The sequence below is a fragment of the Pseudomonas sp. B21_DOA genome (genome assembly GCA_030544685.1).
In the GTDB taxonomy this organism is placed as follows: Bacteria; Pseudomonadota; Gammaproteobacteria; order Pseudomonadales; family Pseudomonadaceae; genus Aquipseudomonas; species Aquipseudomonas fluorescens_AO.
The window spans coordinates 3,759,714-3,771,718 of the sequence record CP086683.1; the positions used below are offsets into that span (position 1 = coordinate 3,759,714).

The window sequence follows — 12,005 nt, forward strand, 5'->3', positions numbered from 1 at the left end:
GCTATTGCGCTGAGCGCGTCCAGACCCTGACGTAGTCGATGCGAAACACCGACGGCAGGTCAGCATCGTCGACCACGCCGAACCAGTCCCACATCGCTTCACTGTCGAAGACGATCTGCATGGGAAAGTGCCAATAGTTGTTCTTCGCTTCCCGGACCAATACGCCGTCGACGTACCAGCGCAAGGTTTCAGGTTGCCAGTCAAAGCCGTAGACATGAAAAGTATTGGCCAGCCGCCACGGTGCGATCCAGGTACTGCCGGAACTCAGGTGTTGATCATTCTGCGGTCTGGCCCAGACATGCGCATTCATGTTGTAGCGACGATCAAACGCCTCGTTGCGGGTCTTGCCACCGATTTCAAAAATGTCGATTTCCGTGGCATTGTCCGGCAGCCCCGTCCAGGCCAGCCAGAAGGCACTGGAGCCGGCGGAATTCATCGGTTTCGCCCGCGCTTCGTAATAGCCGTAAAGCCCCCGTTCGTTGGTGCGGACCATCGCCGAGCTGTAATCCTTGTAGCCTAGCGCTACGTATTTTTCCGGGAGGGTCTGCTTGCGGAAGGTGATGTTCAGGTTGCCGCTGCCGACCTTGGCGTTCTCCGGCAGAAACAGCGCCGGTTTGCGCCCGAGGGAATCGGTGCCGGTGGCGTTGTTGACGTGCCAGCGTTCGGCATCGAGGGTGCTGCCGTTGAACTCATCGGACAGGCGCGTATCGAGCTTCCAGCCGCCGCCATTGGCCTGATCCGATAACGGCAGATCGGGCGTAACGGGTGTCGGAGTCGGGCCTAGCGGGCCGACGCGGGTCCAGGCATCAGCCTGTTGAGGAACGCTGACCGCCCATTTCTGCGCCAGATAATCGAACACATTGCGACGTTCGTCCTGGTTGCTGAATGGGCGGTCATACACCAGCACTTCGGCGATGTCGCCACGCAGGATTTCCGAGGTGCCCACCACGTTGCGCGCCACCGCGAACGGGCCGATCGGCACGTCACTGGTTTCCAGCAATGCCAGTGCCGGCTCGTACGCGCTGGTCTGCTGCACGCTGATGCCGAAATTCGGCGCGACGTTATCGTTATCCGCCAGTTGCGGCCGCGAGCTGAACAGGCGCTGCCAGGCCTTGCCGCCGGCCTGCTCGGGCAAGCGCCTCGAGACGACGAAGACGGTCACCGGCCCCTTGCTGGTGCGAATCGCCTGACCCATGAACGCCGCCGTGCCACTGAAACGCACCACACCGTGGCCGTTGAGCGCGTTATCGACGTGCGTCGGTAAAGTCGTCGCCGCGCGGTTGTCGACGGTGACGTCGTTGCCCTTGCCGGATTTATCCAGCCAGCGCACGACCTGATTTTGCCCCTCCAGAGTCATCGAGGCGGGATCATTGCCGTCGAGCCACAGCACCAGTCCTTCAGTGACCGGTCCTGGAATGTTGGCGTTGGCGCCAGCGCTCAGCAGCAGCAAAACCAACAGCAAGCAGCGTGATCTGTTCATGAGTCGTCCCTAACTTGGATTGCGCCGTTACTACGTGCCTACCGCCAGCAACGGCGTCGGTTGCGGGCGATAGCCCCATGGGTTGTGGGTCTGCCAGCGCCAGCTGTCGACAAGCATTTGCGTCAGCTCGCGCTGTGCTCGCCAGCCCAGCTCGCGCCCGGCCTTGCTCGCATCGGCGCGGCACTCGGCGACATCACCGGCGCGGCGCGGCGCGAAGCGGTAGGGAATGCGCAGGCCGGTGACGTCCTCGAAGGCGCTGATGATCTGCAACACGCTATAGCCGCTGCCGGTGCCGAGATTCCACACGTGCAGGCCATGTTCATCGCCCTGCAAAACATGCAGCGCCTTGAGATGACCTTCAGCCAGATCCAGCACATGGATGTAATCGCGAACGCAGGTGCCATCGACGGTCGGATAGTCGTTACCATAGACGGTCAACGCAGCGCGCTGGCCGCTGGCGACTTCGCTCAGGCACGGCAGCAGGTTGTTCGGCCGACCGTTGGGCGCTTCGCCGATCAGCCCGCTCTCGTGTGCGCCGATCGGATTGAAGTAGCGCAGCACAGCGATGTTCCAGCGCGAATCGGCGAGGGCGAGGTCGCTGAGCAGTTCTTCGATGACCAGCTTCGAGCGCCCGTACGGATTGGCCGGTTTGCCGGTGCCGTGCGATTCCACGATCGGCATCACGCTCGGCTCGCCATAGACGGTGGCCGAGGAACTGAACACCAGATTGAACACGTGGGCGCGGGCCATCGCCTGACACAGGCTCAGGGTGCCAACGACATTGTTGGCGTAGTAATCCAGCGGCCGGCGCACGCTCTGCGCAACGGCTTTGAGGCCGGCGAAATGCAGCACTGCATCAATCGCGTAGGTGCTGAAAATCTCGTCCAGCAGCGCCGCGTCGCGGATATCGCCCTCGATGAAATCGATGTTCGAGTGACTCAACAGCTCTAGCCGTGCGACTGCTTCGCGGCTGCTGTTGCACAGATTGTCGAGGATCAGAACCGAGTGTCCAGACTCGATCAATTGCAGTGCCGTGTGCGAACCGATGTAGCCGGCACCGCCCGTGATCAACGTGGTTTTGCGCATGACGACGTGCTCCATTGCGAGGAAATCCGGCTCAGCGGGCGGTGAACACCAACTTGAATTCTTGCGGCCAACGCGGGTGCAGCAGGCTGTAGGCCAGGGCGTAGGTCAGCGCGCCGATGGCGATGTCACCGGCCAGGTGGGCGTTGCCGGACAGGCCGGTTAGCCGCGACGTCCACGTCACCACGGCGACCATCACCAGTGAGGCGAACAGGCTGCGGTAGCTGGACTGAAAGAAGCCGCGCCATTGATAACCGATGGCGGCGTGCAGGCCGCGCACCTGCAGCGGCGTGATCAGCAGCATGCGCAGCAGCAATGCCAGCGCCGCCGCCATGCCGCCGTAGCTCGCGCCGAGCAGATAGACCAGCGCCAGCGCGAGCAGGGTGGTGGCGACTTCCGCCCTGAGGGTCAAGTGCGTGCGATTGACCGCCACCAGCGCGGTGGTCGCGTACAGCGCCAGATTGCCCAGCGCTGCCGTGCAGGCCAGCACTTGCAGCAAGGGAATCGCTTCGGCCCATTTCGCGCCGAAGATCAGCAGGATGATGTCTTTGGCGGTCAGGGCGATGCCGAAGAACAGCGGTGTCAGTACGAAACCGCTGATCGCCGTGGAATCGCCGATCACCCCGATCAGCCGCGCCGGTTCGGCACTGCGCCGGGCGAACACCGGCAGGGCGTAACTCATCAAGCCGTTGTAGATCGCCGAGCGCGGCAGGTCGATGATGCGCATCGCCAGGTTGAACATGCCCACCGCGTGGGCCCCGGCAGTCAGGCCGAGAATCAGATTGACGCCACGTTGCAGGGTTTGCGAACTCATGACGTTGACGCAGACCGGGAGGCCGGCGCGCAGCAGTTCGCCCAGCACCTGACGGTCGATAAGAAAGGGAATGCGCCGACGCTCGCTGCGCATCAGTACCAGTGTGGAGATGCCGTCCATGATCAGCGCCTGAGCGATCACCGCCCACGGCCCGAAACCCAGCAGCGCCACCGCCACGCCGCCAACACCGCCAGCGACTTTGCCGAGCAACGTGCGCGAGGCCAACAGCTTGAAATTGCCTGAGCGGCGCATCTGCGCGACGTACACCCGCGCCATCAGGGTGAAAAGGATTTTCACCGAGGCCACCGCGGTCATCCAGCGCAGCGTGGTGGACGGCGTATACAGCACCACCGCCAGTGAAATCAACGCAATCGACAGCAGACTGACCAGCACGGCAGACCAGAACACGCTGCTGATGTGTTTGTCCTCGACACGTTGCAGGCGCACCAGCGGGTCTTCGAGCATCGACGAGAACAGAATGCCGATCACTTCGACCACGGCGATGATCAGCGTGCCAATGCCCAGCTCTGTCGGCGTCAGCAAATGCGCGTAGACGACAAAGGTGATCATCGACAGGAAAATCAGGCCGAACTTCTCGGTGAAAATCCATACGAGGGTCATCAGGCGACGGTTGGCCATGGCGCGATCCCTGAAATTCAGCGGCTATTGCCCAGGCTTTTCAAGCAGGCGTAGAGGTAGCGCAGGGTCGGTTTGCCCTGAAAGAAAAACAGCGTCTGCCACGAATGCCCGAGCATCTGCCGGAACACCTCGATAACCCGTCGATGATCGCCGCGCCGGGAAAACGCATTGAGAAATTCGGCGTGGTTGGCGAGGACGAAGTAGATCCGCTGCTGTTTGTTCAGCCGCGTGCCGTAACGCGCCAGGTACAGCTGGATGAAACGCAGTTTGTGCGGGTAATACTTGTGCGGTTGCGCGGTGATATTGGCGGCGTTGACGGCGCGCCAGTGCAGGATCTGCGGCACGCTGTGGATCTCGCTGTTTTCGGCGATGCGCGTCCACAACAGGCGATCCTCGGCAAAGCGCAGGCTCTGATCGAAGCCGCCAATGGCGACGATGATCTCGCGCACGGCGAGCACGCCGGAGGTGCCGTTGATGATGTTCTCGCGCATGAAATCGGCAAAGTGCTCGCCGTGTTTGCAGCGATCCTCCAACTGCCGTTTGCCGTCACTGAATTCGCTCATCTGAAAGCAATCGATCAAACCGACTTTGCGTCCCTGTCGGGTCAACTCCGCGTGCAGCGCCAGTTGTTTTTGCAGTTTTTCCGGATGCCAGCGGTCATCGGCATCGAGGAAGGCGATGAAGGTTTCTTCGGCACTGAACACGCCGCGATTGCGCGCACTCGCCGGGCCTTGATTGGGCTGCGGCAACAGCACGATGGGGAAAGGCGCGGCGTAGTGCTTGACGATCTCTGGTCCGGCATCGCTGGAGCCGTCATCGACGACAATGACTTTGTCCGGCAGGCGAGTCTGTGCAGACACCGAATCCAGTGTGCGCTGAATGCTGGCGGCGGCGTTGTACAGCGGAATCACCACACATACGGTGACGGCCGAGGGATCATTCAGCATGGGCGTTGCTCCCGGAAAGTGGTGCGCATAGGCCGAGGTTTAACGACTGGAAGCGGCTGAGTACGGGTGACGAGGTGATGGCGGAAGGTCAGGCTGAGCACGCAGAAAATCAGAAACTCGCCCGAGCGATAGTTGGGGATCACGTAGGCGACGTAATTGGTCACCACAAACAGGCCGATGACCACCAGCGCACACGCCTGATAGCGCGCCGACTGATCTGCAGTGATTGCCCGGTAGCGCTTGCTCAGGGTCTGGGCAAACATCAGCAACAGCGCGATCAACTGAATCAAGCCGCCATTGAGCAGGGTTTCGACGTAGCCGCTGTGCGCATTGCCGATGTAGCCCCAGCGCGTAATGAACGCATCGGCATCGGCACTGGCCCAGAACGCACCGAAGCCATAGCCCTTGAGAAATTGCGCATCGATCAGCGGCTGCAACAGCTCCCAGATCAGCGTGCGGTCGGTCAGTGACGGGTCACGGCCCACCAGTTCCAGCAGCATCGCGTAGTTGGCGTAGAGCACGCCACACAGGAGGAAGAACACCAGCGTCGCCGCCATGAACGCCAACAGTGAGCGGTTGATGCGCAAGCGGATCAGGGTGATGAAGTACGCGTAACTGGCGGTTCCGGCGACGATCAAGGCAATCGCCGTGGCCGACTGCGCCAGGCCGATGGCGATCAGCGCGAACAGGCCGTAGAGCATGGCCATTGGGTTGCGCTGGCGGATCATCGGCAGCAGCAACAGGATCGCAATGGCGTTAAGGCGTGCGCCGGCATTCTTTTCCGCAAACACCCCGCGAAACGCACCATCGCGAATGCCTCCGGAAATGAAGGCGATGTCGGGGCGAATCAGGGCGAAGATCAACCCGACCAACGCCGCCGCGCCGATCACACAGCCGAACAGAAACGCAATGCGTTCCAGGCTGTAGCGCCAGGCAATGAAACCGGCGAAGAACACCACGCTGAGCAGCGCGGCGAAACGCTTGAGGCTGAGCATCGGCTCGCTCGACCAACTGATCGAGGCCGCCACGCAGCCGAGAAACAGCAGCAGAAACAGGTTCTGCCGGTAGAAGCTCTTGCTGAGGAAAACCTTGTGCCGAATGAAGAAAAACAGCGGCACCAGCAAGGTCAGCAAGCCGCAGACCTGATTGGCCAGATTGCCTTCCAGGTCCTGCTGGGCATCGTCCAGCGTGCTCACATTACCCAGGCGCAGAAAGAAGCCGATCACTTGCGTATAAAACAGCACACCGAACAGGGTGAAGGCGTCGGCCAGCGTCGAATAACGCACTTGCAAACGGTTCATCTCAGCGCCTCCCGAGCAACGCCTTGAGGTAGGTCTGCACCGCGCGAGCATTGACAAAGCGCGAGGCCGCCTCGATGCGCCGCTGGCGATGCGCGGCTCGCGGCGTGGCCAATTGTTGGCTGATGGCGGCGGCGAGCGCGGCGGGGTCGTCGACCTCAACCAAGGGCGCAACGGCGCCATCGGCGAGAATTTCCTGCGGGCCATACGGGCAGCGTGTCGCTACCACCGGCGTGCCGGTCGACAGGGCTTCGACCAGGGCGTTGGGGCTGCCTTCGAAACGCGACGACAAGACGAAACAATCGGCCCGAGCGATTTCGGCGATGGGGTCGCTGGCGTACCCGGGCAGATCGCAACGCCCTGCAACGCCGAGCGCTGTCGCCTGGGCAAGCAGTTCGCCGCGCAAGGCGCCTTCGCCGAAGATGATCAGCCGCGCATCGCGTTGCGGCAGGCGGGCGAAGGCGTCGATCAGAGTGTCGAAGCCTTTTGCTGCGCCAGGCGACCCACGGCGACGATCACCGGGGTGATTTTGTCCTTCAGCCAGGGATGGCTGGGCGCGGCGGCTGGTTTGTCGCGAAAATCGTTGTCGAGCACTGGGTTGTCGGCGGTGGTCACGTCGCGCGGTCGGGCGATGGTGGTGTCGACCAGATCCTCGGCGACACCTCGCGACACGCAGATCACCGGGTTTGGAATCAGCCGGTACAGCCACGGCGCCAGCCAGTAGGCGAGCTTCACCGACAGGGCCGGGTTGACGTGCTTGTCTCGCGAAAAGGCATTGCGCTCGCTGACATGCAGGCGCGCCAGGGTACCGGACAGTGCGGCGGCGGCAATCGCCACGACGTTGACGTGAGTGAGCACCGCCAGTTGCGCGTCGTAGCGGTTGCTGCGCAAAAGCGCATCAAAGCGGGCACGGCAGCGGCGCTGCGCGGGCTGTCGAGCAGCACTTGCCTGACCCGTGGGTCGAGCGCCGGTTGATTGATGCCGGCACCGGTGAGCATCAGCAGCGTCACTTCGTTGCCGGCCTCAACCAAGGCACCGGCGAGGCGCACCATCATTTTCTCCGCGCCACCGGCGCCGAGGTCCTGGAGGATGATCAGCAGCTTTTTCATCGGTTCCACACCTGGTAATAAGCCTGGGCGGCGTATTGGCTGGTATAGGGCAGGATCGCTTCGCTGACTGAACGGCGCGCCGGGGAGGCAGGTTCGCGGTTGGCCAGACTGTCGAGCATTGCCTCGGCCAGTGCCGGAATATCATTCACGCTGACCAAACGGCCGAGGCGTCCATCATCGAGCAACTCGCGCGGTCCGCTGCCGCAATCAGTGGAAATCACTGCCGTGCCCAACGCCAACGCCTCGACCAGCACCGTCGGCAAGCCTTCGTGCAATGAGCTGAGCACCAACAGCTGCGCATGGCGGATCAACGGATAGGGATTGCGCAGATGCCCGGTGAAATGCACCAAGCGTTCGATGCCCAGCCGTTGCGCCTGCGCCTCAAGCTCTTTGCGCAACGGGCCGTCGCCGGCAATCACCAGATACGGCAGCGGGCGTTGTTGTGCCGCCAGCGCATAGGCTGCGAGCAGCAGATCGAAGCCCTTGGTTTGCACCAGTCGGCCGATCCCCAGCCAGTAGTGATGGGGCACGCCACCGGGCAGCGGCGCTTGTGCCGCGTGCATCAACTGCTCGCTGATTACCGCGTTCGGGCAATAACGGATGCGCGGTCGCCCCCACGGCATCAACCCGGCAAGCGACTGGCGCAAACCGTGGGACACCGCGACCACCTTGCCGCTGCCGCACAGGTACAAGGCGTACAACAGCCGCAGGCTGGCGCGCCCGGTGTTCTGCTCGGCGCAATCCAGTGCGGCATGGCGGGTGTAAATGACTTTGCAGGGACTGCCCAAGGTGGCGAACCAGGTGCACAGATTGGCCTGCTCCTTGGCGCCGATCAGGTGCGTTACGCCTTCGCGGCGAATCAGCCGGCGCAGCAGCACGATCGACTTCAGCCAGCCCGCCAGCCCGCTGCCACCACCGGCCATGCTCGGCGCGCCGTCGACGTTGGGCGAGTCGCCGTTCATGACGAAAAACTCACCCGTCGACCGTCCGCCAGAAACTGCTCGGCGAGGCGTTGCTGCACGCACTCGACGCCGCCGCCAGTCTGGTAATCCTTGAGCGTGAACAGAATATGCATCGGCACAATCCTCATGGGGCAGTGACATTGATTGCCACTTGCTGGCGCAGAATCAATTCGGTCAGGCGCAGGGCGTTGCTCGGGTAGTCGAGCAGATAACGCTTGATCGTGTGCGGCTCGCGGTACATGCGGTAGAAGGCGCGCAGGTGCAGGCGATTGATGGCGGCGGGGTAGTAACGTTCGCTGGCATTGGCCTCCTGACGAATGAAACCGCCGCAGGTAAACGCCACGCCGCTGAAACCGCCGCGCAGTGCTTCTAGGACAAAGCGTTCCTGCAGACCGGCGCCAAGGCCGACCAGCAACACGTTGCTCCGTTGTCGGCGAATGTCAGCTTGAATTGCTGCACCTTGTTCGGCGTCGAAATAACCGTTGTGCGCGCCGACCAGTTGCAGGCGCGGATACTGCATACCGAGTTTTTCCACGAAGCGATCAAGCTCTGCCTGCTTCGCACCGACCACATAGACGCGCTTGCCTCGCTGCTCGGACTCGCGCAACACCGGGTCGGCAATCGAGGTGAAATCGAAACTGACCCGCTGCACCGCGCGCCCGGTGATGCGCGACATGAACCCGGACATCAGCATGCCGTCGCAGAAATACGCCAGCGACGGCGGCGGCTGGCGAATGAAACTGCCGATCGAGGCGAAGTTGAGAAAGGAGAACGCCCGGTTCGAGTCCAGCAGGGCCGGCGAATAACGGTCCAGCAGCTCGAGGCGGATCATGACGCGAGATCCTGTGCTTCGGCGGCGCTGGTCGGTCGGCCGACACTGATGTAGGTGAAGCCGCGTGCGCTGAGGCGTTGCGGATCGAACAGGTTGCGCCCGTCGAAAATCAGCGGATTTTTCAGCTGACGGGCGAGCAGTTCGAAGTCCGGCGCGCGAAACGATTGCCACTCGGTGACAATCACCAACGCCTCGGCATTTTTCAGCGCCGCCTCTTTGGTGCCCGCCAGCGTGAGGTCATCGCGCGGGCCGTAAAGCTGCTGCGCCTGCTCCATGGCTTTCGGGTCGAACGCCTGCACATTGGCGCCGGCACGCCACAACGCTTCCATCAGCACGCGGCTGGGGGCTTCACGCATGTCGTCGGTGTTGGGCTTGAAGCTCAGGCCCCACAGCGCAAAGGTTTTGCCTTCCAGCGCGCCGTTGAAGTGCTCGGCGATCTTGTGGAACAGCGTGCTTTTCTGCTCGTTGTTGCGCGACTCCACCGCGCGGAGCAGGCGCGCATCGATGTCGACGCCGTGGGCGGCATGGATCAGCGCTCGCACGTCCTTGGGAAAACACGAGCCGCCATAACCGATGCCGGGGTAGATGAACTGGTAGCCGATGCGCGGATCCGAGCCGATGCCGTGGCGGACCATTTCGATGTCGGCGCCGAGTTTTTCGGCGAGCCCGGCCATCTCGTTCATGAAACTGATCTTCGTCGCCAGCATGCAATTGGCCGCGTACTTGGTCAGCTCGGCGCTGCGCACGTCCATGACGATGATCTTTTCGCGGTTGCGATTGAACGGTTCGTACAGCTCGCGCATCAGCGCTTCGGCGCGCGGGCTGTCGGTGCCGATGATGATCCGGTCGGGGCGCATGCAGTCGTCGACCGCGCAGCCTTCCTTGAGGAATTCCGGGTTGGAAACCACATCGAAGGTCAGTGCACCACGGCCGCTGTCGCCGAGGATGGCGCTGATGCATTCGCGCACCCGGTCCGCTGTGCCCACCGGCACCGTGGATTTGTCGACGATGATCTGCTCGCCGCGCAAGTGCTCGCCGATGGTGCGAGCGACGCTGAGCACGTGTTTGAGATCCGCCGAGCCGTCCTCGTCCGGCGGCGTGCCGACGGCGATCAGCAACACGTCGCCGTGTTTTACCGCAGCGGCCAGATCACTGCCGAATTGCAGGCGACCGCTGTGATGATTGTCCCGCACCAGGCTTTTCAGACCCGGCTCGTAGATGGGCAGGCTGCCGTCATTCAAGGCTTGCACCTTGGCCGCGTCGACATCCACACACAGCACGTTGTGGCCGACCTCGGCCAGCGCGGCGCCCTGGACCAGTCCGACATAACCGATACCGAATACACTCACATTCATGGGAAAACCTCATGCGTGGCGGGGTGGGCCAGAGCGCTGGCCGCTGTCAGTAGATGTTTTTCGAGAACAGGGTGAAGGGCGTCTTCAGCAGGATCTTGATGTCCAGCCACAGCGACCATTGATTGATGTAATTGAGGTCCTGGGCGACCCGGCGCTGCATCTTTTCCACGGTCTCGGTTTCGCCGCGATGCCCGGTGATCTGCGCCAGCCCGGTGATGCCAGGCTTGAGCCGATGCCGCGCCATGTAGGCGCGCACCTTGCCGGTGTAATAGATGTTGTGCGTGACCGCGTGCGGACGCGGGCCGACCAGCGCCATGTGGCCGAACAGCACGTTGAACAGTTGCGGCAACTCATCGATGGAGCTGCGCCGCAGAAAGCGTCCCAGCGGTGTGACGCGGTCGTCGTCGCGGGTGGCCTGGCGCACTTGCTGATCGTCGTGCACGCGCATCGAGCGGAATTTCCATACTCGGATCACTTCGCCGTCGCAGCCATGGCGGTTCTGCTTGAACAGCACCGGCCCCGGCGACGTCAGCTTGACCGCGATGGCGACGCCGAGCAGCAGCGGGCTGAGCAGAATCAGCGCTACCGCGGCGACGCTGCGTTCGAACAGGTCCTTGCAGAACAGGCTGCCGGGGTGCGAGGTGAGCAGGCTTTCGTTGAGATAAATCGCCGGCATCCGCTCGATCTCGGAGATCGAATGATTGAGCAGGACCATGCTGCCCAGATCCGGAATCCACACCACGTCGACGTTCATGTCGAGCAGGTTGATGTACAACGCTTCGATGGTCGCTGCCTCTGCCATCGGTAGCACGATGTACACGCGCCGCGCCTGCAGGCGGGTGATGATTTCGCGGATGTTCTCGACCTCACCGAGCAGCGGCAGGATGCTCGGCGCCGGGCCGCTGTCGGCTTTCGCCGCGACAAAACCGAGCAGCAGCGCACGATCCGGGTCGAGCAGTTTGCGCGCCAGTTCATGGGCGGTCGGGCAGGTGCCGATGATCACCGCGCGGCGCTCGTTGCTGATCATCTTGGTGTAGAGGCGCACGAACAGGTGCAGCGGCAGAAACGTCGCCGCCTGGGCGAGAAAACCGACCACGGCCCAGACAATCACCACCTGGCGGGAGAACAACGCGCTGGTCTGGGTGACGAAGGCGATGCTCATCAGCAGGCCGAGCAGAATCAGCCAGCCGGCCAGCAACCGCCCCAGTCCGACCAGCAGGCCATGGCGCTTGTGGTAGACCTGCACCAGGCCGTAAACCGGCATCGAACCGAGCACCGTGAGGATGATCAGCAGCCGATATTCACTGGGCAACTCGCCGATGCGCCAGTGCACCAGCACGATCAGCAACAGGTTGACCAAAGTCATTGCGCACAACCATTGCACCCAGAAGGTGAGGCCGCGACGGTGTGCCATTTGCGCGGAATATTGCGAGGTCATCGGCGCGATCTCCGATTCGTCGAGCAGGGAAGGATTTGCTGTTGCCGG

Annotated in this window: 12 protein-coding genes; 1 reads left to right on the forward strand and 11 read right to left on the reverse strand. The window is 62.5% G+C overall.

All coding sequences use genetic code 11. The features are described from left to right. Position 1 precedes the first annotated feature (1 nt). From LJU32_17500 to LJU32_17530, 7 genes are read right to left on the reverse strand one after another with little or no spacing between them, the layout of a single operon-like run. Positions 2–1,480: a family 16 glycosylhydrolase gene (locus tag LJU32_17500; protein ID WKV87494.1), complete on the reverse strand. Its 1,479-nt coding sequence runs from the start codon at positions 1,478–1,480 to the stop codon at positions 2–4. A gap of 30 nt (positions 1,481–1,510) precedes the next feature. Continuing rightward, positions 1,511–2,566: a UDP-glucose 4-epimerase GalE gene (galE, locus tag LJU32_17505; GenBank protein WKV87495.1), complete on the reverse strand. Its 1,056-nt coding sequence runs from the start codon at positions 2,564–2,566 to the stop codon at positions 1,511–1,513. A 31-nt stretch (positions 2,567–2,597) separates the two neighbouring features. Next, positions 2,598–4,016, reverse strand: coding sequence for an oligosaccharide flippase family protein (locus tag LJU32_17510; GenBank protein WKV87496.1), 1,419 nt, complete (start codon positions 4,014–4,016; stop codon positions 2,598–2,600). Positions 4,017–4,033: 17 nt separating this feature from the next. Beyond that, positions 4,034–4,963 (reverse strand): glycosyltransferase family 2 protein, encoded by a 930-nt coding sequence (locus LJU32_17515; protein ID WKV87497.1) that lies wholly within the window; start codon positions 4,961–4,963, stop codon positions 4,034–4,036. Continuing rightward, on the reverse strand, positions 4,957–6,264 hold the full coding sequence (locus LJU32_17520) for an O-antigen ligase family protein (GenBank protein WKV87498.1): 1,308 nt from the start codon (positions 6,262–6,264) through the stop codon (positions 4,957–4,959). The genes LJU32_17515 and LJU32_17520 overlap by 7 nt, the downstream gene beginning before the upstream one ends. A 1-nt stretch (position 6,265) precedes the next feature. Next, complete coding sequence (locus tag LJU32_17525; protein ID WKV91139.1) at positions 6,266–6,805, reverse strand: glycosyltransferase; 540 nt, start codon at positions 6,803–6,805, stop codon at positions 6,266–6,268. Then, a complete protein-coding gene (locus LJU32_17530) occupies positions 6,730–7,152 on the reverse strand; it encodes a hypothetical protein (protein WKV87499.1) in 423 nt (140 codons plus the stop codon). Before LJU32_17530 ends, LJU32_17525 begins: the two co-directional genes overlap by 76 nt. Positions 7,153–7,205: 53 nt before the next feature. On the opposite strand from LJU32_17530, the gene LJU32_17535 reads away from it, so the two are divergent. Then, complete coding sequence (locus LJU32_17535; protein ID WKV87500.1) at positions 7,206–7,388, forward strand: hypothetical protein; 183 nt, start codon at positions 7,206–7,208, stop codon at positions 7,386–7,388. On the opposite strand, the gene LJU32_17540 is transcribed toward LJU32_17535, so the two are convergent. The 4 genes from LJU32_17540 to LJU32_17555 all read right to left on the reverse strand — a co-directional run bounded on the left by LJU32_17540 (position 7,367) and on the right by LJU32_17555 (position 11,957). Beyond that, on the reverse strand, positions 7,367–8,332 hold the full coding sequence (locus tag LJU32_17540) for a glycosyltransferase (protein ID WKV87501.1): 966 nt from the start codon (positions 8,330–8,332) through the stop codon (positions 7,367–7,369). The two genes, LJU32_17535 and LJU32_17540, sit on opposite strands and share 22 nt — an antisense overlap. Before the next feature lie 124 nt (positions 8,333–8,456). Beyond that, a complete protein-coding gene (locus tag LJU32_17545; protein WKV87502.1) occupies positions 8,457–9,164 on the reverse strand; it encodes a WecB/TagA/CpsF family glycosyltransferase in 708 nt (235 codons plus the stop codon). After that, positions 9,161–10,519: a UDP-glucose/GDP-mannose dehydrogenase family protein gene (locus LJU32_17550; GenBank protein WKV87503.1), complete on the reverse strand. Its 1,359-nt coding sequence runs from the start codon at positions 10,517–10,519 to the stop codon at positions 9,161–9,163. The genes LJU32_17545 and LJU32_17550 overlap by 4 nt, the downstream gene beginning before the upstream one ends. Positions 10,520–10,565: 46 nt before the next feature. Further along, positions 10,566–11,957, reverse strand: coding sequence for an undecaprenyl-phosphate glucose phosphotransferase (locus LJU32_17555; protein ID WKV87504.1), 1,392 nt, complete (start codon positions 11,955–11,957; stop codon positions 10,566–10,568). Positions 11,958–12,005 lie beyond the last annotated feature (48 nt).